This is a genomic window from Bradyrhizobium sp. SZCCHNPS1003, assembly GCF_032381555.1.
In the GTDB taxonomy this organism is placed as follows: Bacteria; Pseudomonadota; Alphaproteobacteria; order Rhizobiales; family Xanthobacteraceae; genus Bradyrhizobium.
This window is the reverse complement of record NZ_JAUHIU010000001.1, coordinates 407,509-434,247: the sequence shown is the minus strand read 5'-3', so window position 1 is coordinate 434,247 and position 26,739 is coordinate 407,509. Positions and strand designations below refer to the sequence as shown.

Annotated in this window: 28 protein-coding genes; 8 read left to right on the top strand and 20 right to left on the bottom strand. The window is 66.2% G+C overall.

Features of this window, described 5'->3' with window-relative positions:
- Positions 1-227: 227 nt before the first annotated feature.
- The 7 genes from QX126_RS02005 to uvrC all read right to left on the bottom strand — a co-directional run bounded on the left by QX126_RS02005 (position 228) and on the right by uvrC (position 7,190).
- The gene (locus QX126_RS02005) at positions 228-1,571 is read right to left on the bottom strand and encodes an aspartate aminotransferase family protein (RefSeq protein ID WP_315779014.1); all 1,344 of its coding nucleotides are present in this window, start codon (positions 1,569-1,571) and stop codon (positions 228-230) included.
- A 306-nt stretch (positions 1,572-1,877) separates the two neighbouring features.
- Positions 1,878-2,843, bottom strand: coding sequence for a 50S ribosomal protein L3 N(5)-glutamine methyltransferase (prmB, locus tag QX126_RS02000; protein ID WP_315736600.1), 966 nt, complete (start codon positions 2,841-2,843; stop codon positions 1,878-1,880).
- The gene (locus QX126_RS01995) at positions 2,843-3,307 is read right to left on the bottom strand and encodes a molybdenum cofactor biosynthesis protein MoaE (RefSeq protein ID WP_315754747.1); all 465 of its coding nucleotides are present in this window, start codon (positions 3,305-3,307) and stop codon (positions 2,843-2,845) included. The genes prmB and QX126_RS01995 overlap by 1 nt, the downstream gene beginning before the upstream one ends.
- 37 nt (positions 3,308-3,344) lie before the next feature.
- Complete coding sequence (gene moaD, locus QX126_RS01990; RefSeq protein ID WP_315736602.1) at positions 3,345-3,596, bottom strand: molybdopterin converting factor subunit 1; 252 nt, start codon at positions 3,594-3,596, stop codon at positions 3,345-3,347.
- Between the two features lie 2 nt (positions 3,597-3,598).
- A complete protein-coding gene (gene pgsA, locus QX126_RS01985; RefSeq protein ID WP_315777991.1) occupies positions 3,599-4,234 on the bottom strand; it encodes a CDP-diacylglycerol--glycerol-3-phosphate 3-phosphatidyltransferase in 636 nt (211 codons plus the stop codon).
- A 255-nt stretch (positions 4,235-4,489) separates the two neighbouring features.
- Entirely contained in the window at positions 4,490-4,825 is a 336-nt protein-coding gene (locus QX126_RS01980) for a GIY-YIG nuclease family protein (protein ID WP_315736604.1), read from the bottom strand.
- 298 nt (positions 4,826-5,123) lie between these two features.
- Positions 5,124-7,190, bottom strand: coding sequence for an excinuclease ABC subunit UvrC (gene uvrC, locus QX126_RS01975; RefSeq protein WP_315779012.1), 2,067 nt, complete (start codon positions 7,188-7,190; stop codon positions 5,124-5,126).
- Between the two features lie 244 nt (positions 7,191-7,434).
- Between uvrC and QX126_RS01970 the strand changes: the two genes are divergently transcribed.
- A complete protein-coding gene (locus QX126_RS01970) occupies positions 7,435-8,070 on the top strand; it encodes a porin family protein (protein ID WP_315779010.1) in 636 nt (211 codons plus the stop codon).
- Positions 8,071-8,346: 276 nt separating this feature from the next.
- Here the strand turns inward: QX126_RS01970 and QX126_RS01965 are convergent, their stop codons facing one another.
- The 4 genes from QX126_RS01965 to QX126_RS01950 all read right to left on the bottom strand — a co-directional run bounded on the left by QX126_RS01965 (position 8,347) and on the right by QX126_RS01950 (position 11,113).
- Entirely contained in the window at positions 8,347-8,562 is a 216-nt protein-coding gene (locus QX126_RS01965; RefSeq protein WP_006612991.1) for a cold-shock protein, read from the bottom strand.
- Between the two features lie 253 nt (positions 8,563-8,815).
- Positions 8,816-9,676, bottom strand: coding sequence for a 23S rRNA (adenine(2030)-N(6))-methyltransferase RlmJ (locus tag QX126_RS01960; protein ID WP_315779008.1), 861 nt, complete (start codon positions 9,674-9,676; stop codon positions 8,816-8,818).
- A gap of 135 nt (positions 9,677-9,811) precedes the next feature.
- Positions 9,812-10,516, bottom strand: coding sequence for a ribonuclease T2 (locus QX126_RS01955; protein WP_315779006.1), 705 nt, complete (start codon positions 10,514-10,516; stop codon positions 9,812-9,814).
- Positions 10,517-10,648: 132 nt separating this feature from the next.
- On the bottom strand, positions 10,649-11,113 hold the full coding sequence (locus QX126_RS01950; protein WP_315713599.1) for a hypothetical protein: 465 nt from the start codon (positions 11,111-11,113) through the stop codon (positions 10,649-10,651).
- A 168-nt stretch (positions 11,114-11,281) separates the two neighbouring features.
- On the opposite strand from QX126_RS01950, the gene QX126_RS01945 reads away from it, so the two are divergent.
- Complete coding sequence (locus tag QX126_RS01945) at positions 11,282-11,587, top strand: hypothetical protein (RefSeq protein ID WP_315779374.1); 306 nt, start codon at positions 11,282-11,284, stop codon at positions 11,585-11,587.
- Positions 11,588-11,655: 68 nt separating this feature from the next.
- On the top strand, positions 11,656-12,201 hold the full coding sequence (locus tag QX126_RS01940) for a DUF3617 domain-containing protein (protein ID WP_315736610.1): 546 nt from the start codon (positions 11,656-11,658) through the stop codon (positions 12,199-12,201).
- 51 nt (positions 12,202-12,252) lie between these two features.
- Here the strand turns inward: QX126_RS01940 and QX126_RS01935 are convergent, their stop codons facing one another.
- The 5 genes from QX126_RS01935 to QX126_RS01915 form a co-directional block, all read right to left on the bottom strand.
- Positions 12,253-13,245: an NAD(P)H-quinone oxidoreductase gene (locus QX126_RS01935; RefSeq protein ID WP_315779004.1), complete on the bottom strand. Its 993-nt coding sequence runs from the start codon at positions 13,243-13,245 to the stop codon at positions 12,253-12,255.
- 18 nt (positions 13,246-13,263) lie between these two features.
- Positions 13,264-14,469 (bottom strand): ABC transporter substrate-binding protein, encoded by a 1,206-nt coding sequence (locus QX126_RS01930; protein WP_315779002.1) that lies wholly within the window; start codon positions 14,467-14,469, stop codon positions 13,264-13,266.
- Positions 14,470-14,551: 82 nt separating this feature from the next.
- The gene (locus QX126_RS01925) at positions 14,552-15,403 is read right to left on the bottom strand and encodes a fumarylacetoacetate hydrolase family protein (protein WP_315779000.1); all 852 of its coding nucleotides are present in this window, start codon (positions 15,401-15,403) and stop codon (positions 14,552-14,554) included.
- A gap of 30 nt (positions 15,404-15,433) precedes the next feature.
- Positions 15,434-16,957, bottom strand: a complete 1,524-nt coding sequence (locus QX126_RS01920) for a bifunctional 3-(3-hydroxy-phenyl)propionate/3-hydroxycinnamic acid hydroxylase (protein WP_315778998.1) — start codon at positions 16,955-16,957, stop codon at positions 15,434-15,436.
- A gap of 69 nt (positions 16,958-17,026) precedes the next feature.
- Positions 17,027-17,818 carry a DNA-binding transcriptional regulator gene (locus QX126_RS01915; protein ID WP_315778996.1) on the bottom strand — a complete coding sequence of 264 codons (792 nt, stop codon included), beginning with the start codon at positions 17,816-17,818 and terminating at the stop codon, positions 17,027-17,029.
- A 140-nt stretch (positions 17,819-17,958) separates the two neighbouring features.
- On the opposite strand from QX126_RS01915, the gene QX126_RS01910 reads away from it, so the two are divergent.
- The gene (locus QX126_RS01910) at positions 17,959-18,942 is read left to right on the top strand and encodes a VOC family protein (protein ID WP_315778994.1); all 984 of its coding nucleotides are present in this window, start codon (positions 17,959-17,961) and stop codon (positions 18,940-18,942) included.
- Positions 18,943-18,955: 13 nt separating this feature from the next.
- Here the strand turns inward: QX126_RS01910 and QX126_RS01905 are convergent, their stop codons facing one another.
- From QX126_RS01905 to QX126_RS01895, 3 genes are all read right to left on the bottom strand, one after another.
- Positions 18,956-20,344, bottom strand: a complete 1,389-nt coding sequence (locus QX126_RS01905; RefSeq protein ID WP_315754775.1) for an ATP-binding protein — start codon at positions 20,342-20,344, stop codon at positions 18,956-18,958.
- Between the two features lie 240 nt (positions 20,345-20,584).
- Positions 20,585-21,316 carry a response regulator transcription factor gene (locus QX126_RS01900; RefSeq protein ID WP_315736618.1) on the bottom strand — a complete coding sequence of 244 codons (732 nt, stop codon included), beginning with the start codon at positions 21,314-21,316 and terminating at the stop codon, positions 20,585-20,587.
- Positions 21,313-21,864: a MarR family winged helix-turn-helix transcriptional regulator gene (locus QX126_RS01895; protein WP_315778001.1), complete on the bottom strand. Its 552-nt coding sequence runs from the start codon at positions 21,862-21,864 to the stop codon at positions 21,313-21,315. The genes QX126_RS01900 and QX126_RS01895 overlap by 4 nt, the downstream gene beginning before the upstream one ends.
- 347 nt (positions 21,865-22,211) lie before the next feature.
- Here QX126_RS01895 and QX126_RS01890 point away from each other — a divergent pair, with 347 nt between their 5' ends.
- The 4 genes from QX126_RS01890 to QX126_RS01875 all read left to right on the top strand — a co-directional run bounded on the left by QX126_RS01890 (position 22,212) and on the right by QX126_RS01875 (position 26,176).
- Entirely contained in the window at positions 22,212-23,291 is a 1,080-nt protein-coding gene (locus tag QX126_RS01890) for a branched-chain amino acid aminotransferase (protein WP_315778993.1), read from the top strand.
- A 399-nt stretch (positions 23,292-23,690) separates the two neighbouring features.
- Positions 23,691-25,250, top strand: a complete 1,560-nt coding sequence (hisS, locus tag QX126_RS01885; RefSeq protein ID WP_315778992.1) for a histidine--tRNA ligase — start codon at positions 23,691-23,693, stop codon at positions 25,248-25,250.
- A 110-nt stretch (positions 25,251-25,360) separates the two neighbouring features.
- Positions 25,361-25,564 carry a tautomerase family protein gene (locus tag QX126_RS01880; RefSeq protein ID WP_315778990.1) on the top strand — a complete coding sequence of 68 codons (204 nt, stop codon included), beginning with the start codon at positions 25,361-25,363 and terminating at the stop codon, positions 25,562-25,564.
- A 216-nt stretch (positions 25,565-25,780) separates the two neighbouring features.
- Complete coding sequence (locus QX126_RS01875) at positions 25,781-26,176, top strand: thioesterase family protein (protein ID WP_315778988.1); 396 nt, start codon at positions 25,781-25,783, stop codon at positions 26,174-26,176.
- 10 nt (positions 26,177-26,186) lie between these two features.
- On the opposite strand, the gene QX126_RS01870 is transcribed toward QX126_RS01875, so the two are convergent.
- On the bottom strand, positions 26,187-26,591 hold the full coding sequence (locus tag QX126_RS01870) for a DUF4864 domain-containing protein (RefSeq protein ID WP_315778987.1): 405 nt from the start codon (positions 26,589-26,591) through the stop codon (positions 26,187-26,189).
- Positions 26,592-26,739: the final 148 nt, after the last annotated feature.

Below are 26,739 nucleotides of genomic sequence, written 5' to 3'. Positions count from 1 at the left end.
GCCGGCTCGCGACATGAACGTGGAGGATTTGCGAAGGTTCCCGGCAATCAGGCATGCCGTTCTGCGGCAATCCTTGCAGGGCAAGCGAGATTCCGGGTTCGATCGCCAACGCGCGGCCGCGTTGACGATTGCCCTGGAATGACCGCTGCTGGGAAGCAGTCCAGATAAGGAAATGGCGGCCACCGGGGCCGCCATTCTTGTTGGCTGACGATGTGTCCGCGCGCGGCTTATGCCACGGCCTTGATGACCTTGCCGACCTTCTCGATGATCTCGCCGACCTGATCCTCGCTGACGACCAGCGGCGGGGTCAGCGCCAGCGTGTCGCCGGCGATGCGCAGCATCAGGTCGTTGTCGTGGAAGGCGGTCTCCATCGCCGAGTAGCCGCGCTTGCCGGCCGCGTCCGGCAGCGAGGCGAGATCGATGCCCGCGGTGAGACCCACGGTGCGGATGTCGAGCACGTTGGGCAGGCCCTTCAGCGACATCACCGCGTCGGCGAATTTCGGCTCGATCGCGCGGGCGTGCTCGAACAGCTTGTCGTCGCGATAGATGTCGAGCGTGGCGAGGCCGGCCGCGCAGGCGATCGGATGCGCCGAGTAGGTGTAGCCGTGGGTGAACTCTACCATGTGCTCCGGGCCGCTCATGAAGGCGTCGTGGATGGTGTCGCGCACCAGCACGCCGCCCATCGGTGCCGCGCCATTGGTGACGCCCTTGGCGAAGGTGAGAAGGTCAGGCGTCACGCCATAGCGCTCGGCGGCGAAGGCGTAGCCGAGGCGGCCGAAGCCGGTGATGACCTCGTCGAAGATCAAGAGGATGCCGTGCTTCTGGGTGATCTCGCGCAGCCGCTTGAGATAGCCCTTCGGCGCCGGGATCACGCCGGTCGAGCCGGCCATCGGCTCGACGATCACGGCGGCGATGGTGTTGGCGCCGTGCAGGTTGACGAGGTTTTCCAGCTCATCGGCGAAGTGCGCGCCGTATTCCGGCTCGCCCTTGGTGAAGGCCTGCTTCTCGCGGTCATAGGTGGCGGGGATGTGGTCGACGCCGGTCAGCAAGGTGCCGAACAGCTTGCGGTTGTTGACGATGCCGCCGACCGAGGTGCCGCCGAAGCCGACGCCGTGATAGCCGCGGACGCGGCCGATCAGGCGGGTGCGGCTGCCCTGGCCGTTGATCTGGTGGTAGGCCAGCGCCATCTTCAGCGCGGTGTCGGCCGCCTCCGAGCCGGAGTTGCAGAAGAACACGTGATCGAGGCCGGCGGGCGCGAGGTCGGCGATGCGGTTCGCCAGCTCGAAGGCCTGGGGAATGCCGAACTGGAACGGCGGCGCGTAGTCGAGCGCCGCGGCCTGCTTGCCGATCGCCTCGGCGATCTGGCTGCGGCCGTGGCCGGCATTGCAGCACCACATGCCGGCGGCAGCGTCGATGATCTTGCGACCATCGACGGTGATGTAGTGCATGTCCTTGGCACCGGCGAGCAGGCGCGGGTTCTTCTTGAAGGCGCGGTTCGCGGTGAACGGCATCCAATGCGCGGCAAGATCATTCGGAACGGTGACGGCGGGGCGGGGGCTCTTGTCCAGCATGGGGACCTCTCGGACGGTTGTGCGACGGCGGCAGCATGATCCGGAAAGGTGGCGAACCGGTGCCAGAAAAGCTTGCCGAAACGGATCGTGCTTGATGGGCCTGAATGGGTGCGCCGACGTTGTCAGCCGCTGATCCGGGCCGGCTGCAAGTTATCAGCTTCGCGCGCAGACGGAAATGTCAAAGGTCCGGCGTTCCTGCTGCCCTGGTGAGCGGATTCTGCACAGCAGCAGCAGATTGTGCCGCATATTGGAAGTCGCCGCGTCATTTCGCGCCAACCGCGCGGGTGTGCCTCAGGCAGCCGCGTCTCAGACGAGATCGCGCGCGGTGATCCAGAACACCTCGCCCTCGGAGTCCTCAGTGTCGAGCCAGAGCAGCGGCAGGTCGGGATACGCCGCCTCGATCTGCGGACGGTCGCGGCCGACCTCGCACAACAGCCCGCCTTCGGCGGTCAGGTGGTCGCGCGCCTGGCCGAGGATGCGATGGATGATGTCGAGGCCATCAGCGCCGCCATCGAAGGCCAGCGCCGGCTCGGCGCGGCATTCCCGCGGCAAGCCGGCCATGCCCTCGGCATCAACATAGGGCGGGTTGGTGATGATCAGATCGTAGCGGCGCTGGCTGAGGGGGGCGAACAGGTCGCCGCGGTGCAGCGAGACGCGCCCGGAGAGATCGTAGGCGGCGACGTTCTTCGCCGCGACGGCGAGCGCATCCTTGGAGATGTCGACCGCGTCGATGACTGCATTCGGGAAGTGGCGGCTCGCGAGGATGGCGAGGCAGCCGGAGCCGGTGCAGAGGTCGAGCACGCTGTCGACCGCCAGGGGATCGTCGATCAGCGAGGTGCCGTCGCCCTCGGCGCCACCGAAATGCGTCTCCAGCAGCTCGCCGATGAACGAGCGCGGCACGATGACGCGCTCGTCGACATAGAACGGCAGGCCGCGCATATAGACCTTGTTGACCAGATACGCCGCCGGCTTGCGCGTGGTGATTCGGGCCGAGATCAGGTCGAGGATCGTCTTGCCTTCGGCGGCGGTGACCCGGGCCGTGACGAAGGTCTCGAACTGATCGGGGCGCAGATGCAGCGCCTCGCCGATCAGGAAGGCGGCCTCGGACACCGGATCGGTGGTGCCGTGCGCGAACACCAGATCGGCGTTCTGGAAGCAGCTCACGGCGTAGCGCAGGTAGTCGAGCAGGCTCACCAGCTCGCCCGCATTGACCTTCGGCAGCCTCAGTGCCGCCGCCTTGCGCGGCGCTGCCGTCTTGACCGTCTTCGCCATCACCTTGTCCAGCGCGCTGCGGCGGCGTCATCGTGGCTCCTGGCCTCGACCCAGCTGCCGCCGTCCTCGGTTTCCTCGCGCTTCCAGAATGGCGCGTTGGTCTTGAGATAATCCATCAGGAACTCCGCGGCCTCGAACGCCGCCTGGCGGTGGCTCGATGCGGTCACCACCAGCACGATGTTCTCGCCCGGCCGGATCCGGCCGAAGCGGTGAATCACGGTCAGACCCTGCAGCGGCCAGCGCGTCATCGCCTGTTCGGCATGGCGCATGATCTCCGCTTCCGCCATCCCAGGATAGTGCTCGAGCGTCAGCGCGCTGATCGGCGTGTCATGGTCGTTGCCGCGGCACAGGCCGGAGAAGCTGACGACGGCGCCGATGTCGGTGCGGCCATGGCTGAGCGCCGCGATCTCGGCGGCGGTGTCGAAATCCTCGTGCTGCACGCGGACGGTGACGATCGCGGTCATGATGCCGTGTCCTGGTCTGCCGGTCCGGCGCTCGGCCTCAGCCGCCGGTCATCGGCGGGAAGAACGCGATCTCGCGGGCGCCGGCGATGGCCGCATCCGGCTGCACATGGGTCTGGTCGATGGCGGTGCGGATCACCTTGGGCTTTTCGAACGCATAGGCGTAGTCCTCGCCCTGCGCGCTGAGCCAGGCGATCAGCTCGCTGACCGTGCGGACATCCGCCGGCGGCTCGATGGTCTCCTCGGCCTTGCCGATGCGCTCGCGCACCCAGGCGAAATACTTCACCTTCATCGCTAGTCTGCCTCGATGAGGTGGTGGATGCCGGCGCGGAAATAGTCGTAGCCGGTGTAGATGGTGAAGACCGCCGACAAGCCGAGCAGCCAAATTCCGATCCCGCTCACGATCGGGCCAACGGCCGTCGAGATCTGGGCGACCGCGGCATCGCCCGCCTCGCCCGCGAGCAGGAAGCCGATTGCCACCAATTGCATCGTGGTCTTCCATTTGGCGACCTTGGTCACCGGCACTGAGACGCGCAGTGCGGCGAGATATTCGCGCAGGCCCGACACCAGGATCTCGCGGCACAGGATCACAATGGCCGCCCACAGCGACCAGTTCTGGATGGTGCTGTCGGCGGCCAGCATCAGCAGGCAGGAGGCGACCAGAAGCTTGTCGGCGATCGGGTCGAGCATACGGCCGAATGCCGATTGCTGGTTCCAGATCCGCGCGAAATGACCGTCGAGATAGTCGGTGATCCCAGCCGCAATAAACACCGCGACGGCGACCCAGCGGAGCCACAAAGGATACATCCAGACCGACTGCGCGTAGATGCAGCCGACCACGACCGGTATCGCGGCGATGCGCGTATAGGTCAGGATGTTCGGCAGGGACGTCGACGTCTTGCTGGGCACGCGTGTGGTCGCAATATTCATCCCGTGTACCAATACTGATGCCGTGCGAACGTCAACCTTCGAGCCGAGCCGCCCGGACAGGATGACGCAGATATGACGCAAATCGCAACAAAGCCTTGCGGAGATAGGAACTCTCGCGCGCGAGGCAACGCGAGCCGCAACGTTTCATTAAGCAACCGGACGCGGTCGCGCCAGTGCCCAGATCGGCGGCCGCGACGCGTGGCCGCGACCTTATTGCAGTGCGGTGACAGCCGGGCGAATGCTTGAGCGGAAGCCTCAGATGGCCTCCGCGCCATGCACCGCGCACCAATGCGCCTGGCGTTCCGCGAACACGCGGTCGCGGACATAGGCCAGCGTCTCCTCATCGAACGTCTCGATCACCTCAAGACTGAACGCGTCAGGGCCGTGGGCGGTCCACGCCGCCTGCAGCCCGCCGCGGCGGTGGCCGCCCTGGCGCAGGGTGAACCACAGCCGGTTCTGGATCTTGTCGAGATCCGGCGCGCAGCCGATCCAGCGCTCGCCGGTGGCGGCGCAGGTGACGGCAAAGATGCCGGCAGGGCTCTTGCGTTCCTTGTAGGCGGCGACGGCCACCTTGCGCTGGTCGGGGGTCATGACGGGCTCCTGATTATCACCCGGGCTTATATCGGATATTTTTATCCGGGTAAAATACTTTCTGCGTGCTGGCAGCGCCGTCGGGAGGCGGCGGGCCCGGCCGCTCCGTCATTCCGGGGCGGGCGTAGCGCGAGCCCGGAATCCATAACCACGATTGTCCGGATGATGCGGGGATGAGCGCCACAACGGGTCCCGTCCCCACGCCGCCTGTGAGTATGGATTCCGGGCTCGCTGCGGGCTCCTACGAAATGAACGGGCGGAGAGAGCCGGGCTTGCGCCGGATCGGGAGGTCGCAGCCTCAACCCGCGTTGCTGTGAAAATATTCGAAAATCTTCCGCGCGCTCTCGGCGCTCACGCCGGGCACCTTGCCGAGGTCGGCGATCGAGGCGCGCTCGATCTCCTTCAGCGTGCCGAAATGGTGCAGCAGCGCGCGCTTGCGCGACGGACCGATGCCGGGGATCTCCTGCAGACCGGCCTCGCGGATGTCCTTCTTGCGCAGCTTGCGGTGCGAGCCGATGACGAAGCGATGCGCCTCGTCGCGCAGGCGCTGGATGAAATACAGCACGGGATCGCGCGGCTCGAGCTTGATCGCCTCCCGCTCCGGGATGAACAGCGTCTCGCGGCCGGCGTCGCGATCGGGGCCCTTGGCGACCGACATCAGCGCGACGTTGGTGACGCCAAGCTCGGTGAAGATCTCGCGGACGGCATTGAGCTGGCCGCGGCCGCCGTCGATGATGACGAGGTCGGGCCATTGCGGCACGTCGTCCTCCTTGGCCGCGCGTGCGACATCCTTCTCCGACGGTGACACCAGCCGCTTGAAGCGGCGCTGCAGCACCTCCTTCATCATCGCGTAGTCGTCGCCGGGCGTCAGACCTTCCGACTTGATGTTGAACTTGCGGTACTGGTTCTTCATGAAGCCGTCGGGGCCGGCGACGATCATCGCGCCGACCGCGTTGGTGCCCTGGATGTGGCTGTTGTCGTAGACCTCGATGCGCTTCGGGACCTGCGGCAGGCCGAGCGTTGTGGTCATCGCCTCCAGCAGCCGGCTTTGCGTTGCGGTGTCGGCGAGCTTGCGGCCCAGCGCCTCGCGCGCATTGGTCAGCGCATGGGTGACCAGGTCCTTCTTCTCGCCGCGCTTCGGGCAGGACACCTCGACCTTGTGGCCGGCCTTGACGCACAGCGCCTCGGCGAGCAGCTCGGCTTCCTCGATCTCGTGCGACAGCAGGATCAGCTTCGGCGGCGGCTTGTCGTCGTAGAACTGCGTGATGAACGCCGACAGCACCTCCTCCGGCAGATAGCTCTTCTCCGCGCGCGGGAAGTAGGCGCGGTTGCCCCAGTTCTGGCCGGTGCGGAAGAAGAACACCTCGACGCAGGAATAGCCGCCCTCCTGGTGGATGGCGAACACGTCGGCTTCCTCGACGGTGCGCGGGTTGATGCCCTGCTGCGAGGAGATCGCCGACAGCGCCGCGAGACGGTCGCGATAGACAGCGGCAGTCTCGAATTCGAGCTCGCCCGACGCCTTCTCCATTTCGGTCGCCAGGAGCGCCTTCACGGCCTGACTGCGTCCGGACAGGAAGTCGGTCGCCTCGCGCACGAGCTCGGTGTAGCCGGGGAAGTCGATCTCCTGGGTGCAGGGACCCGCGCAGCGGCGGATCTGATGCAACAGGCAGGGGCGGGTGCGGCTCTCGAAGAACGAATCGGTGCAGGAGCGGATCAGGAAGGCGCGCTGCAGCGCTGTGATGGTGCGGTTGACGGCGCCGGCCGAGGCGAACGGTCCGAAATAACGCCCGGGTCGCGACTGCGCGCCGCGGTGCTTGAGGATCTGCGGCGCCCAATGGTCGCCGGTGATCAGAATGTAGGGGAACGACTTGTCGTCGCGCAGCTGCACGTTGAAGCGCGGCTTGAGCTGCTTAATCAGGTTGGCTTCGAGCAGCAGCGCCTCGGTCTCCGTGGTGGTGGAGACGATCTCGACAGTCACGGTGGCGGCGATCATGCGCAGGATGCGCGCCGGCAGCGGCGCGTTGGCGCGGGCGTAGGACGACAGCCGCTTTTTGACGTTCTTGGCCTTGCCGACATAGAGCACGTCATGGGCTGCGTTGAGCATGCGGTAGACGCCGGGCGAGGTCGGCGCCAGCCGCACCGCGTTCTCGATCGCGGCATGGCCGATCGCCAGCGGGCCCTCGCCGACCGCCTCCAGGCTCTCCTCGGCCAGCTCCGGCAGCCGGCCGTCATCGTCCTCGTCCGCAGCTGGGGCGGCGCGATCGAGGTCGGGCGTGTCGATGGCCTCGGGGGGCAGGTCGGCAGAGGCGCCACGCCGGCTCGGGGGCGTCGGCGCCTTGGATGGGGCGGAGCTGTGGGTGGTCATGTCCAACAAATTAAGCGCTGCCGCGCCGCCTCGCCAGCTTGCGATGGCGCCATGCACAGGGCAGGGCGGTAACGCTTCGTTAAGCACGTTAATGGCCGGGTAACCCGGCTTAACAACGGCTTAACCTAAAACTCTCGATAAAAGCTCACGAAAGAAGCGAGAGTTCCGTAACCACGTCGGCCCGCGCAGCACAGTCGCGCGGCGCATGCTCCGGGTGGTGACGGCGAGTTGCGTGGAGTGAGCGATGAACAGGTTCTTGGTCGGTGCTGCCGCCGCGGCGGGCTTTGGCGCGGCGGCTCTCGGATCGGTCTCGGCGCAGGCGGCCGATCTCGGCTATGGGCGCGGCGCGCCCTATACCGTGAACCAGCCCCTCAACGCCTATAGCTGGGCCGGCCCCTATCTCGGCGGCACGCTGGGCTACGAATGGGGCACCGTCGGCAACAACCCGACCAAGCCGTCCGGTCTGACCGGCGGCCTGACCGCGGGGTACAATTGGCAGAACGGCCCGTGGGTGTTCGGCGCCGAGGGCGACATCAACCTGACCGGCGCCAACGACACCTTCGCGCCGTGGAAGTTCTCGAACCCGTGGTTCGGCACATTGCGCGGCCGGGCCGGCTACGCCTTCAACAACATCCTGTTCTACGGCACCGGCGGCCTCGCCTTTGGCGGCCTGCGAGCCGAGACCTTCGGCCTTTCGGAATCGCACACCACGGTGGGCTGGACGCTCGGTGCCGGCACCGAGTTCGGCCTGGCGCAGAACTGGACCGCCAAGATCGAGTATCTCTACGTCGATCTCGACAGCAGCAATTTCGTGATCACGGGGGCAAAGAACGACTATCGGTTTGGAATTGTGCGCGCAGGCATCAACTTCCACTTCTGATGGCAACGAGGGAATAGGAAGAAGAAACGTCCAACGACAACCTCCCGGCCGCTCGCGCGGCCGGGATTTTTTTGTCGGAGTCCCTTTTGTCGTAGTGCTCCGTGCAATCTGGAGGCATGCAGTATCGCGCGCGGCCTGCACGTACGAGCCGGCAATGCTGTGCACGCGAGCCGGTGGCGCTGCCGGCAGCTTCCAAACGAACGAATGAGATGCCGTCGAGGCGCCCGCGGCTGCAGTCTCACGCTGGTGCGTGAACCGTCGCCTGGTGGGCTCGCCCTAAGACGACAGGACCAGGTTCACCGCCTTCGGGCCCTTGCCCTTCTTGTCCGGCTCGACCTCGAAGCTGATCCGTTGTCCCTCGGTCAGATCCTTCAGGCCCGCGCGCTCCACCGCCGTGATGTGCACGAACACGTCGCGTCCACCGTCGTCCGGCTTGATGAAGCCGTAGCCGCGCTCACCGTTGAAGAACTTGACCGTCCCAGTCATGGCCATCGGGAAACTCCTCCCCCGCAATGCTTCCTCCACTGCGCGCTCTGCGCAGCGTCCGACCGGACATCACTTTGATCGGAAAGCGTTGGCCACCTTAACGCCCAGCGCTCGCCGCGCCGGATCGTCTGGATCTTGTTAGGCCTTGATCACCCCGCCGCAACCATTCGCGGAAGCGGAACGTAAAGCCAGTCTTACAATTAGACACAATAATACGGTTCCGCGCCGATTGACTACGGCTTTTCGACCAGTCGCCGTTTCAAGCTTTGGGGAATTCGATCCGGAAGCGCGCCGCGCCGCCCTGGCCGAGCGGCTTCTGCAGTTCCTGCAGGATGAGCTTCAACTCGTCATGCAATGTCCAGGGCGGGTTGACGATCAGCAGCCCGGTCGAGGTCAGCGCCTCGCCTTCGATCTGCGGCGCAACACTGAACTCGATCCGCAGCACCTTGCCCGGCGGCTTGGCCGCGGCCGCGAGCGCCGCGACGCGATCGGTGAGCTCTTCCGTCGCGCGCCGGCTCTTGGCGGGATACCAGAGCACGTAGATACCGGTGGTCCACTTCGCGAAGGCCGCAGCAAAGCGGTCCGCGAGCCGCGCGAACTCATCCTTCGCCTCGAACGCCGGATCGATCAGCACCACGCCCCGGCGCTCGTTCGGCGGCACGAAGGCGGGCAGGGCGACCCAGCCGTCGAGATCGACGACGCGGGCCTGGGTGTCGCGGCGCAACTGATCGATCAGCTGCTTGCGGGGGATCGGCGCGAGCTCGCACAGGGTCATGCGGTCCTGCGGCCGCAGCAGCGCCCGGGCGATCAGCGGCGAGCCGGGATAGGCGACCAGCTCGGCCTTCGGATTGAACGATCTGATGATGTCGAGATAGGGCGACAAGAGTGCATAGGCCTGCTCGGAGAAGCGCGCCTGCAGCACGCGAGCGATGCCGGTGAGGAACTCGCCACTGCGGATGGCCTCGTCGCCGGTGAGATCGTACAGGCCAGCGCCGGCATGAGTGTCGATCACCCGGAACGCAGCGGGCTTCTCCTGGAGGTAGACCAGGATGCGCGTCAGCACGATGTGCTTGATGACGTCGGCAAAGCCGCCGGCGTGAAAGGCGTGTCGGTAGTTCATGCGGCACGAGTTACGCCGTTCCGCGTCAAAAGGGTACCCCGTCGATGCGTCGGATGGATCCAGGAGAGCATCGGATCAGTGCCGCGGCGAGAGGCGCCGCAGGCCGACGCACTGGGTCGCCCGATTCGGCCGTCGCTAGCCGCCGCGGACCGGCGGCATGTTGACCTCGTCGCGCCGGCAGGCCTGGCGGTCGATCTCGTCGCAGTTGCGAAACTCCAGATCCTTCGACAGGCAGATCCGGACCTCGCTCAGCCTGGTGCGGTTGCAGGTGACGGCAATGCCCGATGTCGTGAGCTTGGGGTTGGCCTTGATGAAGGCCTCCTCGACCGCCCCCGGCGCCACCGTCTTGGCCTCCGCGAGATCGAGGAATTCCGGCGGGATCTTGATGGCGGCGCGGGCCTTGCGGATGATTTCGAAGTAGGCCTTCGCGGACAGGCCGGCGCAGGTGCCGTGCTTGTCCCACTCGTTGTAGATCAGGCCCGGCGCCGGCATCAGGTCGAGCATCGAGGTCATGATGTTGCGCGGCAGGCGCGGCGCCGGCTGCTCGCAATATTCGGGGTAGCCGTTCTCGTATTGCGGCCACAGCCCGTGCACGACGAACGAGTAGGGCCGGCCGCCGCACTGCTGGGACCGGTTGCCGCGGCCGCCGCGCTCGTCGGCCTCGGCACAGAACGAGGGCGACCAGGATAGCGAGAGGACGTAGAAGTCGAACGCGCCCGGCGCGTTCTGGCGGCGGTCCTGCGCCTCGGCGGAGCCAGCCGCGAGCACACCCACCAAGAGGGCAAAGCAGGCGATCGTTATGGACAACAGAACGGCAGGTCGGCGCAGGCAATCGAACATGGCGAACTCCCAGGACAATGCCAGGAGCCTACCAGTACGCGGGAACATTTCAAGAACAAAAGTGGCTGCCCCGAGGCAGCCATTCGTCAGCCGGCCGCCCGCGCGAGCGGCCGATGGTCCGACAAAGTCGAATCAGGGCTTGGCGGCGCGGCAGGCCGGATTGAAGGCCCAGTTGCGATCGAGGCCGACGACGCAGAACTCGACGCCCTGGTCATAGCCGGCGAAGCCGCCATCCTCGATGATCGAGAAGTTGACGGTGCGCGCCTTGCCGTCGCTGATCATCACGCTGCCGGTGCAGAAGCGGCGCGGAATGTTGTCGGACTGCCAGGGCCGGAAGGCGATCTCATGGACATTGGCGACGCCGGTGATCGTCAGCGAGGAATTCCAGAAGGTGCTCTCCTTGTCCTGGAATCGCGAGACGATGGTCGGAATGGCCGCCTCGCAGGGGGCAACCCGGCCTTCGTACTTCGGGCCGGACAGCCAGAAGTTCATCTCGAGCGGATTGGCGGCCTGAGCCGGGGCGGTGGCGACGATGGCGGCAAGCAGCGCGCCACAGGCGGCGCCGAACATCTTGAAAGGTGAGCTGAAGTCGCGCATGGGCCGTCCGCAAGGCTGATCCGGAAGCGTGGACCGTGCCGCGGCGGCCACAGGAGGTCAAGTGCAACGCGGCAACACTCCACGATTAGTCCTGTTAACGCGAGGCTGGTGTTCTTTTCTTGACCGCACAGGACCTTTAGGATGGCAGGCCAGCTCAAGGAGAATGCAATGCGGACGCTGAAGGCCGGACTCGTGAAGACTGCAGGCCTCGCGGCCGTCGGGATGCTGCTGGCCGCCGCGCCGGCTCTGGCCGACGTGGTGCCGCCCTTCAAGGGCAACGACACCGGCGGCATCATCTCCTATCAGCTGGCCCAGAGCACGGATGCGCGCCAGCTCGCGGTCGATCATTGCGCCTCCTACGGCAAGGTCGCGAAGTTCCGCGCCGTCGATGCGCGCTATGGCGGCTACGTCTCGTTCGCCTGCCGCTGGGTGCCCTATGGCTCGGCGCAACGGCCGCTGCGGACGCTGTACTAACGTTCTCCTAATTGCCATCTTTTGGCGGCATTCGCTCCGACATCGCGCAACGAGCCGGAACGGAACACATGACCTGCACACGCACTGCCATCGGCCTTCTGGCCTGCTGTCTCCTCAGCGTGACCGCGAGCCACGAGGCCCGTGCCGTGGACCTGCCGGTGCGCAAGGCGGGCCTGTGGGAATTGAAGATGGTCAGGTCCGGCGGCCAGCTGCCGGAAATGACCATGCAGCACTGCACCGACGAGACCACCGACAGGGACATGAACAACATGGCCTCGCCGATGGCGCAGCAGGTCTGCTCCAAGCAGGACATCCAGAAGACCGCAACCGGCTATGTCAGTGATGCCGTCTGCAGCTTCGGCGGCATGAACACGACCTCGCATGCCGACATCACCGGTGACTTCAACTCGGCCTACACGGTGAAGACCACCTCGCGCATCCAGGGCGGTGCCGCCGGCGCCGCCAAGGAGACCGCGATGACCATCGAGGCGAAGTGGCTCGGCGCCTGCAAGCCCGACCAGAAGCCCGGCGACATCGTCATGCCCGGTGGCATGAAGATGAACATCAAGGACATGAACAAGCTGAAGAACCTCATTCCGGGTGCCAAGCAGTAGGCGGGCGGCCGTTGCGTTTGGCGGCACGAGCGCAGAGACATGGATCGTCGCTCATTCGCGGACGCAAAGCACGATCTTCCCGATATGTCGGCTCGTCTCCATGCGGGTGTGCGCATCGGCCGCCTCGGACAAGCGATAGGTGCTGTCGATGTGCGGCCGAATGGCCGTCCCGAGAAGGGGCCCGACGCGTTGCCGCAGGTCGGCCGCGATGCGTCGTTTGAGGTCCAGTGCCGTCGAACGCAGGAACGTGCCGGTGATGCTGGCCCGGCGCGCCATCAGGCCGCGCAGCGGCACCGCCAACTCGTTCCCATGTCCGGCTGAGAGCAGGGCGATCCGTCCGCCCATTGCGAGCGCCGCAAGGTCCTGCGCGATGTGAGCGCCTGCGGAGGTGTCGAGGATGCAGTCGACACCGCGCATCCCCGTCGCCGCGCGGATCTGCTCGGCGAGATCGGGATCGGCATAGTCGAACACGGCGCTGCAGCCGAGCCTGAGCGCCGCGGCGCGCTTCTCTGCGGTGCCGGCGGTGGCAATGACGGGATGACCCAGCGCGCGCAGGAGCTGGATCGCGATCGTGCCGACGCCGCTGCTTCCGCCATGAATCAAGGCGGTCTCGCCGGGTGCCATGCGCATCAGCTCGAAGAAATTGAACCAGGTCGTGAACAGCGCCTCGGGCAGGGCGGCGCCTTGGATCCAGTCGAGGCCGCTCGGCAAGTCCAGGGCAAGATGCTGATCGGTGGCGACGTATTGCGCGTATGAGCCGCCGTCGGTCAGTGCGATCACCGCTTTACCCAGCCGTTCCCGGGGAACGTTGGTGCCGCAGGCCACGATGCGCCCCGAGGCTTCCAACCCCGGCACGGGATTGGGCTCCCGCGACGGCCCGGCAGCGCGCTGGTTGCAGTCATGACGGTTGATGCCGGCGGCTGCGACCTCGATCAGCACATCGTCTGGTCCGAGGCGCGGGACCGGCCAGTCCTGTCGCTCCGACAGGACCTCCGGGCCGCCCGCGGCGGTGATGATGACGGCGCGCTGATCGTCCGGAATCATGCTTGGTCGCTCATGTGCTCACTTGCCGACCAGGCTGCACTTGCTGCGGTCGAGCGGGCGAAACGCCTGATCGGGGGCGATCCTCGTCACCAGCTTGACGAAGTCCCAGGGGCCCTTCGATTCGGCGGGGGTCTTGACCTGGACCAGATACAGGTCGTGCACCATGCGCTGGTCGTCGCGGATCTGGCCGTGGTCCGCATAGGCGTCCGAGACCGGCGTCGCCTTCATCCTCGCCATCACGCTTGCGCCGTCGTCGCTGTCGGCATCCTTCACCGCCTGCAGATAGTGCCGCACGGCCGAATAGACCCCGGCCTGTATCTGTGACGGCATCGCCCTCCGGCGCGCGTAGAACGCGTCGGAGAAGCGGCGCGCGGTGGGAGAGGCATCCTCGAAGAAGCTGGTGACGATGAGATCGCCCTGCGTCGCCTTGAGGCCGATGGCTTCAATGTCCACGTTCTGGAACGACATCGGCACGATCTTCATGCCCTGGGCCGCAAGCCCGAACTCCTCGGCCTGCTTGATGGCTGTGGCGTTGTCGCCGGCGACGTTGAGCGCCAGGATCTTGGCGCCGGAGGCCTGGGCCTGCAGCAGGAAGGATCCGTAGTCCGGCGTGCCGAGCTGCGCCTTGACGCTGCCGGCGACCTTGCCGCCGAGCTCGGCGATGCGGGCGCGCGCGGTCGCCTCGACCGAATGACCGAACGCGTAGTCACCGGTGATGAAGAACCATGGCTCCTTGCTGGTCTGCATGATGCCCGAGACGACTGCGGTCGCGGTCGAATAGGCGTCGTGCGTCCATTGCACCGAGGTCGGGGCGCAAGCTTCGTCGGTCAGCTGGTTGGCGCCGGCCCCCGAGATGAGGAAGATCTTGCCGTTGCTACGCACCAGCTCCTGGACGCCAAGGGCCGCGCCGGAGCTGCCGCCGTCGGCGATCGCCTGCACACCGTCCTGCTCGAACCAGCGCCGGGCGATCGCGACCGCGATATCCGGCTTGTTCTGATGGTCGGCCTGAATGATTTCGATCGGCCTGCCGTTGATCTTGCCGCCAAATTCCTCAGCGGCCATCCGGGCCGCTTCCACGGAGCCGGGCCCCATCGCGGTCGCGAAGATGCCGGTCATGTCGGTGAGCACACCGATACGGATGGCGCTCCCCTTGATTTCGGCCTGCGCGGATGAGCCTGCAAGCAGCAGCAGGCCAGCGATGCTGGATCTGAGACAGCGCGACATGATGATCCTCCCCGGACTTGAAGATTTGGTTTTTTGTCGTGTTTGATTGGCGCGCCTCGCGGTTCTCCGCGAGGCGGAGACGTCAGGCTGCCGGTTCGGCAGCCACGGGATTGCGCAGCACGCCGATGCCCGAGATGTCGACCTCGACCGTATCGCCGGGCTTCATGAACAGAGGCGGGGTGCGCTTGAAGCCGACGCCTCCCGGCGTGCCGGTGACGATCACGTCCCCCGGCAGCAAGGTCATGATCGTCGAGCAATAGACGATCAGATCGGGGACATCGGTGATGAGGAGATCCGTGGTCGTCCGCTGCACGGTCTCGCCATTGAGGCGGGTCTGCAGCGTCAGTTTCGACGGGTCGGGAATTTCATCAGCCGTGACCAGCCAGGGGCCGAACGCGCCAGACCGGTCGAAGGTCTTGCCCGACAGGAATTGCGATGTATGGCGCTGCCAGTCGCGGATGCTGCCTTCATTGTAGCAGGAATAGCCGGCGATGTGCGCGAGCGCGTCCTGGCGCCGGATGTGCCGGCCGGCTTTCCCGATCACGAGCGCAAGCTCGCCCTCGTAGTCGAAATGTTCGGAGACACCAGGGCGAATGACCGGCTGCAGATGGCCGACTTGGCTGGTGGGAAAGCGCGCAAACAGCGCAGGTTTCTCGGTGACGGTCCGCCCGGTCTCGGCGACGTGGTCGCGATAGTTCAGGCCAACGCAGATGATCTTGCCGGGATCAGGGATGACGGGCGCGAAGGTGATTGCATCGAGCGGATAGTCGGCCTGTTCGCGGGCGAGCAGTTCGGCGGCGTGACCGAGCGCATCCGCCTCGATCAGCGCGCGCAGGCTCTTCGACGGCAGGCGCCGGCCGAGGTCGACCACACCGTCTCCCTTCACCGCGCCGTATCCGGGACGCCCATCGATCACAAAGGAAACCAGCTTCATACGTGAACCCTCTCAGCAAAACGGAAACGATCAGGCGGTGCTCGGCCGCGGCGCGAGGACGGCGAGGCCGGACAACAGCGCGGCGAGATCTTCACTCTTCTGCACGGCACCCAGGATGTAGCGGTCCGGGCGCATCAGCACGGCGGCGAAGCCGTGCTCATCGAGCCAACCGTCGAGGCCGCTAGCCTCCTCGCCGGAAATGATGGCGACGTCAGCCGCCGCCAAGCCGGCATGATGCTGCTCGATCACCGCGGCACCGAGTCCAGACCGGCACAGCAGCGCGAAGCGATAGCCGACGCGGTCGTCGCTGCGGCCGAGATCGCGGGTGCGGAATTGCGGCGCCAGCTTTCCCGTCATGCTTCGATCGCCGCCGGCGAGGCCCGGGCCGAGCACTGGCTTCTGCACGTCGAGCTTGAGCTGGCCGTCGCCCTGTGCCGTGCCGGTCGCAAGCGCCGCCTCGACCGCCTTGGTGTTGATGAGCCCACCCAGCCGGATCGCGAGCTCGATGAATTCGCGCACATGCGGCGCGCGCTCGCTCTGATAGGTGTCGAGAAGATCAGGCGTTGCCTTCCGGGCAGTCACATGGGCCAGCTTCCATGCGAGGTTGGCCGCGTCGCGAATGCCGGCACACATGCCCTGACCGAGGAAAGGCGGGGTCTGGTGCGCGGAATCACCTGCGAGCAAGAGCCGTCCGGCACGCCATTGCAGGGCGACCGCGGAGTGGAATGTGTAGACGGCGGCGCGTTCGATCTCGGCCTCTGCGGGCTGGAGCCAGGGCGAGAGCAGCTCCCACACGCGCGCCGGTTGGGTGATCTCGACCGCGTCCTCGGCAGGACGAACCGTGATCTCCCACCGGCGCCGGTTGCCGGTGCCGCGAATATAGGTTGCGGGACGCTGCGGGTTGCAGTGCTGGACGCTGATGTCGCCGAGATCGGGCCGCTCTTTCCTCAGCAGCACGTCGCAGACGAGCCAGCGCTCGTGAAAGCCGAGATCGTCCAGCGCCGAGCCGATGAAGCGGCGCACCAGCGAACGTGCACCGTCGCAGCCGATGACATAGGCGCAGGAGATGTCGACGAGCCGGCCGGTACCGAGGTCTTCATAGCGAACGCGCGCACCGTTGTGGTCCTGCTCGAGCGCGAAGACGTCACAGCGCGTGCGCAGCTCGACATGAGGCCAGCGCGCGAGTCCCTTGTTGAGCACGTTTTCGAGATCGGGCTGGTGGAATCGGTAGCTCAGATTCCAGCCCATCGAGGTCGGCTCGCGGGTGCGCGGCCAGTCGAGCAGCAGCCGTCCCTCGGCATCGACGAAGCGCATGCCGGGACTCAATGTAAGGTGGGGCAGGATGGCGTCGGCAAGGCCGATGGTCTGGAACACGCGCATGCATTCGTCGTCGAAATGCACCGCGCGCGGCAAATGATAAGCCTTGGCTTCGCGCTCCAGGATCAGGGTGCGGATGCCGCACAGGCCGAGCAGGTTGGCGAGCGTCGAGCCGACGGGCCCGCGACCGACGATGACGACGTCGAAGCTTCCGGAATGTGCAGCCATGTTGCTCATGGCTGCATCTGTTCCGCAACCGCCTCGCACCTTCAAGGCGCGGTCGCAAACTGTCCGCGCAGCGGACGCTCAGGCCTGGACGGGGATCGCGGCCGCGGCGTCGCGCAATGGACCCGCGTACTGAGCGACAGCCTCCTCGAGGGTCATGGCGGAGCGGATCCAGATGATCGAAATGCAGCCGAACACGACGTCGCCCCGCACGATCGGCACCGCGATCGACGACGTCTTCGGATTGAATTCGCCCTCGTTGCGGATCGCATAGCCGCGCTGAGACGTTTCCGTCATCATGCGCTGCAGCCGCTCGGGCGCCAGGAAGGAAACGTCCTCCGCCTTCTCGATGCGTCGCAGGTGGTTGATGATGATGTCCCGCTCTGCGGGCGGGCAAGCGGCCAGATAGGCCCGGCCGGCCGAGGTCTGCAGCATCGGCAGGCGCTTGCCGATCATGCTGCGATCGATCGAGAGCGGGCTGCGCGCATGCGTAGTCTCCTGGATGACCATCGCGCCGTTCTCATAAGTCGACAGATCGACCGGCCAGATCAGGCTGCGGCTGAGCTCGGCGAGATAGGGCGCGGCGACCTGGCAGATGAAGATGCCGGGATCATAGCCGTCGCCGAGGCTCAATGCGTGGCGCGTCACCCGGAAGCGGTCGTCGCTGGCGCTGCGCGCGACATAGCCGAGTTCCTCGAGTGTTTCGAGCAACCGATAGACCGTGGGCCGCGGCAGATCGAGCTGGCGCGCCACGTCGCCGGCGCGAATGCCCCCGGACCGATTGACCGCGCGCAGCACGTCGAGCCCCCGCTTGAAGGCGCGGACACCCTCCGCAGGACGGGCTTGCGGAGATCGCGTCCGTTGCTTGGACACTTGGAAAATCCTCCCTGTTCTTCGTTTCCGTCCGCCGATACCGTCTTGAGAACGCGAGCCGGATGCAGGGGCGGCAGTCTACTGCAGGACCGCGCGGAGCTGATACGAAATTCCGCCCGCACCTTTCGGGAGAAAACAAGATGGAAATAACGGCGCTCGGTTACATCGGCATCAAGTCGTCCCAAGCGGAGCAGTGGGGACGCATGGCGACCGAGCTCCTCGGGATGCAGCGCGTGGATCGCGCGGCCAGCGTGCAGGCCTATCGGATGGATGATCGCAAGCAGCGGCTGATCGTCGATGGCAGCGGCGATGGCGGGCTCGCTGTCATGGGTTGGGAGGTCGGCGACGCCGCGGCGCTCGCGCGCCTCGCGAGCCGTCTCGACGACAACGGCGTGAAGGTGGCCCGCGGTTCGCAGGCACTGGTCGACGAGCGTCATGTCACCGAGCTGATCTGCTTTCAGGATCCCGCCGGCAACACGATCGAGGTGTTCTGGGGTGCAGCTGTCGCCTCGGATCCCTTCAGGCCGGGACGTCCGATCTCCGGCTTTCGCACCGGGCCGCTCGGCATGGGGCACGTCGTCCTCAACGTCGAGGACGTCGAGCCGCTGCTGCGGTTCTATCGCGACCTGCTCGGCTTCAAGGTGTCCGACTTCGGACTGACGCCGTACAAGCTCTATTTCTTCCACGTCAACGGCCGCCACCACAGCTTCGCGATGGTCGGCTCCGGTCGCCGCACACTGCATCACTTCATGGTGGAACTAGGTAGTCTCGACGACGTCGGTCAGGGCTACGACCTGGCACAGCTCGACGACGGGCGCGTGGCCTACACGCTCGGCCGTCACACCAACGACCACATGACCTCGTTCTACGTCAACACGCCCTCCGGCTTCTTCATCGAATATGGCTGGGGCGGCCGGGTGATCGATCCCGCGACCTGGCAGCCGCATGAGACCTTTGACGGTCCGTCATTGTGGGGGCACGAGCGATTGTACCTGCCGGATGAGCAGCGCAAGCGCCTGCGCGATATGCGGCTGTCCGCGGCTGCACGCGGCGTTCGCGTGCCGGATCCTCGCGTTTCGGCACTGAACTGCGCGTGGCTCGACGCCGTGGTCGCGCAGGAGTGAGCTAAGCAGCGCGCTAAACCGGAATCCGCACGCTCGCCCGCAACCCGCCCATCGGGCTGTCGCCGAGGGTGATGTCGCCGCCATGGGACCGCGCGATGTCGCGGGCGATGGCGAGGCCCAGGCCCGTGCCGCCCTCGTCCTGGTTGCGCGCGTCGTCGAGGCGCAGGAACGGCTTGAACACCTCCTCGCGCATGTCGGCCGGGATGCCCGGGCCGTCATCGTCGACGGTGATGGTGAGGTAGCGGTGGTCGCGATGGCCGGTGATGGCGATCGCATCGGCATGGCGGGCGGCGTTGGAGACGAGATTGCCGAGGCAGCGCTTCAGCGCCTGCGGCTTCACGGTGACCACAGGCAGGCCGTGGAACGAGACCGTGGCGGAATGGCCGTTGCGCTCGGCGTCGCCGCGCAGCTCCTCGAGCGCGTTGGAGATGTCGGTCGGCTGCGCGATCTCGCCATTGTCGCCGCGTGCGAACGCCAGATAATCCTCCAGCATGTGCGACATCTCGTCGACGTCCTTGCGCATGGCGTCGATCTCGGGACTGTCGCCGAGCAGCGCCAGCTCCAGCTTGAAGCGCGTCAGGATGGTGCGCAGGTCGTGGCTGACACCGGCCAGCATCGCCGTGCGCTGCTCCAGGGTGCGCTCGATGCGCGCCTTCATCTCCAGGAAGGCGTGTGCCGCACGCCGCACCTCGCGCGCGCCGCGCGGCCGGAAGTTCGGCACCTCGCGGCCCTTGCCGAAACTCTCGGCGGCATCTGCGAGGCGCAGGATCGGCTTGATCTGGTTGCGCAGGAACAGCACCGAGACGATCAGCAGGATCGAGGAGGTGCCGACCATCCAGAACAGGAAGATATCGGTGTTCGACGCGTAGGCCGCGCCACGCTGCGCGAACACGCGCATCACGGCGTCATCGAGCGCGATGCGGATCTCGACCAGATTGGAGCGGCCGACGGTGTCGATCCAGAACGGGCGGCTGATCTGGCGGCCGATCTGGCTCGACAGCGACTGGTCGAGCAGGTTGAAGAACGGCTTTGGCCCCGGCGGCGGCATGTCGCCGGCGGGCAGGAAGTCGACCACCAGGTTGAGCCGCTGCTGCGCGATCCGGCGCAGCATGGTGCGGTCCTTGTCCTGCGGATAGCCCTTGTAGATGTCGATCAGCGCGGCGACGTCCTGCACAACGGCGGCGGAGAGGCGTCGTGTCACCGTGTTCCAGTGCCGCTCCATGAACACGCCCGCGACCACCGTCTGCAGGATCACCATCGGCACGATCATGATCAAGAGCGCGCGGGCATAGAGGCCGGTCGGCATCCAGCCCTTGAACGCGTTGCCGACCAGGCTGTTGGCGCGCGACACCCGCCGCGACGCGGTGCGGATCAGGGTGAGGCCGGTGTCGAGCGTGCTCATGATAATCCTAACGCGCGCCGTTTCCGTCATTGCGAGGAGCCCCCGGGCCTCGCCCGCGGCGAGCCCGAGGGCAGGCTCCGCGACGAAGCAATCCAAAATCGTCGCGGGACTCTGGATTGCTTCGCTTCGCTCGCAATGACGCGGAGATGCCAGGTCGTTTCAGGTCTTGCGGTGAGGAAGCTAGCTCAGATGCTTTCAAGGCAACGTGGTCGGAATGGCCCGGCATATCAACCGCTCATCTCAACCCGACGTCATCAGCCGGTAGCCGATGCCGCGCACGGCCTGCAGGAACAGCGGATTGGCCGGATCGCTCTCGAGCTTGCGGCGCAGGCGGTTGATCTGGACGTCGACGGCGCGCTCGTTGACGGTGCCGTTGCCGGTCAGCGCGCCGCGCGGCACGGTCTCGCCGCGGGCATTGGCGAGGATGCGCAGCATCTCGCGCTCGCGGTCGGTGAGGTGGACGATCTCCTCGCCCTGCTTCAGCTCGCCGCGCGCCAGATGATAGACGAACGGCCCGAACGCGATCTGCTCGACGACCTCCTCGGCCGGCGGCGGCGCGGCGCGCTTGAGGATGTTGCCGATGCGCAGCGCGAGCTCTCGCGGTTCAAAAGGTTTTGCGACGTAGTCGTCGGCGCCGAGCTGCAGGCCCTCGATGCGGCTCTCCGGCTCGGCCCGTGCGGTCAGCATCACGATCGGCACCGAGGATTGCGTGCGGATGAAGCGGGCGAGGTCGAAGCCGCTTTCGCCGGGCATCATCACGTCGAGGATCAGGAGATCGAAATGCAGTCCCGTCAGCTTGGCGCGGGCATCGCTCGCGCTCGCCGCGGTGGTGACGCGATAGCCTTCGCCGCGCAGGAAGCGCGACAGCAGGTCGCGGATGCGGCGGTCGTCGTCGACGAGCAGGAGATGCGGCGCGTCGTCGGCCGGCGTCTGCTGATGATGCGGGGCGATGGCGGCGATCGTCACGGTCACTCCTTGGCAGCGGCGACAGGCGTCTTGAAGATGGCTTCCAGCACCTTGTCCGGATCGTCGCGATCGATCATCGCGCGCAGGAACTGCCGGACCTTCTCGGCGCCGGCCGGTCCGATCTGCTCCAGCGCGCGATCGATGCGCCGCGTCTGCAGCCCGGCCAGCTTGGCGACCAGCGCCTCGCCCTTCGGCGTGGCGAAAAGAAGGCGCTGCCGGCGATCATTGTTGCCGGTCTTCTGCACGATGTAGCCTTCGTCGAGCAGCTGCTTGAGCACGCGTCCGAGCGACTGCTTGGTGATGCGCAGCACGTCGAGCAGATCGGCGACCTTCAGGCCCGGATAGCGTGTGACGAAATGCATCACGCGATGATGCGCGCGGCCGAAGCCGAACGCCTCCAGCTCATGATCGGCGTCGCCGACGAAGTCGCGATAGGCGAAGAACAAGAGCTCGATGATGTCCCAGCGCAGCGGCTCGCCGCCGGCGGCCGCGGAGGGCTCAGCCGCGCGCAGCTCGGGGCTCAACGTCGGAGACGAGAAATTTATGTCAGCCATATTGACGTTTCTGCGGTTCAATGTTACAAAACAATCGTCCGCTACGAAATTTTAGATCGTTTCATCGGCGGGCGATGGGTCTCCAGGCGTGTCTGAACGGGCCGTAGGCAACCCCGACGGGCATCCCTGGGCGACGTATCGAACAACCGTGTGATGTCGAGCGGCATTTCGGCAAACCATACTGGACTTCCGCCGGGCGCAAAAGCATGTCCTGTGGTGGCATGCTTGCCCGGTGACCGGCTCAAAAGCCGGTCGCGGCAGGTCCGAAATTCAAAAAGCCGACTGGCCCGATCGGACGGGTCGGCGCCAGAACTCGCGAATGGCGATCAAGCGGGGGAAGCAAGGACATGACTTTGACATTCGACATCAAGCCGACGACGAACCCGACCTCCGACCAGGAGCGTGCTGCCAAGCTCGCCAATCCGGGCTTCGGCCGGGTGTTCACCGATCACATGGCCGTGGTCCAGTACAGCCAGGACAAGGGCTGGCACAGCGCACGGGTCGAATCCCGCGCCAACTTCCCGCTCGATCCGGCCGCGGCCGTCCTGCATTACGCGCAGGAGATCTTCGAGGGCCTGAAGGCCTACAAGCGCGACGATGGCGGCGTGAACCTGTTCCGCCCCGATGCCAACGCGAAGCGGTTCTGGAACTCGGCCGAGCGCATGGCGATGGCGCAACTGCCGCCGGAGGTTTTCATCGAGGCGGTCGAGCAGCTCGTCCGCATCGATCGCGCCTGGATCCCGGGCGGCGAGGGCAGCCTCTATCTGCGCCCGTTCATGATCGCCAACGAGGTGTTCCTCGGGGTGAAGCCGTCGGCCGAGTACATCTTCGCGGTCATCGCCTCGCCGGTCGGCTCCTATTTCAAGGGCGGGCCGGCGCCGGTCTCGATCTGGGTCTCGGAGAACTACACCCGGGCCGCGGTCGGCGGCACCGGCGGCGTCAAATGCGGCGGCAACTATGCCGCGAGCCTCAAGGCGCAGGCCGAGGCGATCCAGCATGGCTGCGACCAGGTCGTGTTCCTTGATGCGATCGAGCGCCGCTATGTCGAGGAGCTCGGCGGCATGAACGTGTTCTTCGTGTTCGACGACGGCTCGCTGTCGACGCCGCCGCTCGGCACCATCCTCCCCGGCATCACCCGCGATTCCATCATCAAGCTGGCGCGCGATGCCGGCCGCGAGGTGCGCGAGGAGGCGTATTCGATCGACCAGTGGCGGACGGACGCCAAGAGCGGCAAGCTGAAGGAAGCGTTCGCCTGCGGCACCGCCGCGGTGATCTCGCCGATCGGCAAGGTGTGCTCGGCGAGCGGCGACGTCCTGATCAACGGCGGCGAGGCCGGCCCGGTCGCCATGGGCCTGCGCAAGCAGCTGGTCGACATCCAGTACGGCCGCAGCCCCGATCCGCATCAGTGGATTCGGGACGTGAAGTAGGGGCATGCCTCCCTAGCGCTTGCAGGTTCTGGGAACAGTCTAGCCGCGATGACGGTTTGCTCCCTCCCCCGCTTGCGGGGGAGGGCTGGGGAGGGGGAAGCCCCGTAAAGACCACCGTTGGGGCGCCCCCACCCTAACCCTCCCCCGCACGCGGGGAGGGGGCGCACCGCATGCGTGGCGGAAGCGTGGCTCTCACTGAGAATGCTGAGCCAGTGCCATGCGCCAGCGCCTGACCCGGCCTTCGGGTTGCCGCACCGCGCCCCGGCTGCTACCAACCAAGCAACGCATTCCATCCCGTAGGGTGGGCAAAGGGCCGCGTAGCGGACCGTGCCCACCACTTCGGCGTTTATCAGCCATGGTGGGCCCGCTGCGCTTGGCCCACCCTACGTTCCGGTCCCCATGTCCGACAAACCGAAGAAACCCCAGAAGCTGAAGGCGCGGCTGCCGCGCGGGCTCGAGGATCGCGGCCCCGCGGCGATAGCCGCCACGCGCGAGATGGTCGAGAAGATCCGCGCCGTCTATGAGCGCTACGGCTTCGAGCCGGTGGAGACGCCGGCGTTCGAATACACCGACGCGCTCGGCAAATTCCTGCCCGACCAGGACCGTCCGAACGAGGGCGTGTTCTCGTTCCAGGACGATGACGAGCAGTGGATCTCGCTGCGATACGACCTGACCGCGCCGCTCGCACGCTACGTCGCCGAGAATTTCGACGCGCTGCCGAAGCCATATCGCAGCTATCGCGCCGGCTACGTTTTCCGCAACGAGAAGCCCGGCCCTGGCCGCTTCCGCCAGTTCATGCAGTTCGACGCCGACACCGTCGGCTCCGGCTCGCCGGCAGCGGACGCCGAGATGTGCATGATGGCGGCGGATGCGATGGAGGCGCTGGGGATTCCGCGCGGCTCGTATGTCGTGAAGGTGAACAACCGCAAGGTGCTCGATGGCGTGATGGAGGCGATCGGCATCGGCGGTGATGAGCACGCGGGCCGTCGGCTGACGGTGCTTAGGGCAATCGACAAGGCCGACAAGTTTCCGATTTCAGAGATCAAGAAGCTGCTCGGCGAGGGCCGCTGGGACGGCGGCGAGGTCGGCAAGGGTGATTTCACCAAGGGCGCGGGCCTGACTGAAAGTCAGATCGACTCCCTGCTGACCTTCTTCGAGATGAAGGTCGCGGAGCCGCAAATCCAAGGTGAGGAGCAGGATCTGCAGTTCAACGCCCAGGTCTTGGCGAGCGTTGCTCAGCGGAAATTGTTCATGTCCTCGCCGGCCTATGTGGAAGGCGTCAACGAGCTGACCGAGATCGCCAGACTGTGCAGCGCGTCCGGTTACGGTTACAGCCGCGTCCGCGTCGAACCCTCCGTCGTCCGTGGGCTCGAATACTACACTGGCCCCGTTTACGAAGTTGAGCTCCTGCTCGAGACCAAGGACGAGAAGGGCCGTCCCGTGCGCTTCGGCTCGGTCGGCGGCGGTGGCCGTTATGACGGTCTCGTCTCGCGCTTCCGTGGCGAGCCGGTGCCGGCGACCGGATTTTCGATCGGCGTCTCGCGTCTGCAGGCGGCGCTGACCTTGCTCGGCAAGCTCGATACGCGGCCGGCGTTCGGGCCGGTGGTCGTCACCGTGTTCGATCGCGAGCGCGTCGCGGACTATCAGAAGATGGTGTCGACCCTGCGCAATCACGGCATCCGCGCCGAGCTCTATCTTGGCAACCCGAAGAACATGGGCAACCAGCTCAAATATGCCGATCGCCGCAACGCGCCCTGCGTCATCATCCAGGGCAGTGACGAGAAGGCGCGCGGCGAGGTGCAGATCAAGGATCTGATCGAGGGTGCGAAAGCTGCCGCCGCGATCGCCTCCAACCAGGAATGGCGGGAGAGCCGCCCGGCGCAGTTCTCCTGCAAGGAGGACGAGCTCATAGCCGGCGTCCGCGACGTGCTCGCGCGCCATGACGTGAGCTGGGGGTAGGCATTCCTTGCGGTCGTCATGCCCGGCCTTGTGCCGGGCATCCACGTCTTGTTTGATTGGAGAAACGTGGATGGCCGGGACAAGCCCGGCCATGACGAGGGAGAGAGCGAATGCCCGAGATCACCGTGAGCATGGCCGCCGGCCGCACCGACGAGCAGAAGGCCAACATGATGCGCGACATCACCCAGGCGCTGGTGACGCATCTCGGCGTCGATCCGGAAGCGGTGGTGATCCAGATCAACGAGGCGCCGCTGACGCACAAGATGAAGGGCGGCAAGACCTTCGTCGAGCGCCTGGCCGAGCAGAAGAAGTAGTTGGCCGTCGTCCTGGCGAAAGCGAGGCCATGACATCTGTCTCGACGATCACCGCCGTCGTCCCGGCGAACGCCGGGACGCCTACCCCCAGGGAGCGGTTCGAGGCGCGCTGGTCATTGGCCTTTTGTCCATCACGACCGCCACGACGTATGGATCCCGGATCGGCGCGCGCGTGCCGCGCGCTTGTCCGGGACGACAGCACAGTTCGGAGCAGCCATGGACGCACGTGAGATCATCAAGCCCGGCATGCGCGCCGAGCGCCTGCTGGTGGTGCCGCCGGAGCGCACCGTCGGGCATTTCGTCCCCCATATGCCCATGGTCTATGCGACGCCGATGATGATCCTGGAGATGGAGATGACCTCGGGCGACGCCATCAACCCGGCGCTGCCGCCGGGCTGGGTCACGGTCGGCACCGAGGTCAATGTCCGCCATCTCGCGGCGTCGCCGGTCGGCGCCACCATTCGCACCGTCGCCGAGGTGATCGAGGTCGAGCGCCGCGTCATCCGCTTCTCGGTCGCGGCCTATCATGGCGAGGTGAAGATCGGCGACGGCCGCCACGGCCGCGGCCTCATCAATGTCGAGCAGTTCAAGAAGCGCTTCGGCGTGACGTAGCCGCACCGCGCTAGACCGACTGGCCCGTCTTCAACAGTGAGCAGCCGGTGATCTTGAGGCTGCCGTCGGGCTGGGTCTGCAGCGTGTAGAGCGCCTCCCACGCCTCGCCTTCGGCATCGACGATGTGGACGCGCTGCGCGATGCTGCCGTCCTCGACCTGCGCGGCGCCGAATTCGAAGCTGCGATGGCGATAGACCGGCGGATAGCCGCTCTTGACCATGCTCATGAAGATCTCGACGCTCGGAAACAGCGCCTGGATCTCCGGCGCGGCCTGGGCATAGGCGGTCGCGCCGTCGTCGCGCGCCAGCGCCTGCTCTTGGGCGCGAATCACGCTCTGCGCCGCGCTGGCGTCGGCCGCGGCGGCGGGGCGGACCAGCAGCGCCAGCAGCAGGACGAGCGGCACCAGAATGCGCATGTCGTGTCCTCCATCGGCGGTTCGGATCGATCTATCATGCGCCACGCGCCGCCCGTGACAAGCCTGCCGTGGCGCGTCAATGTCGCGGACCGGCGGCGATCGACCGGCTGGATTGTGTCGACATCCTCACGTCTTCGCGAGCCATGCA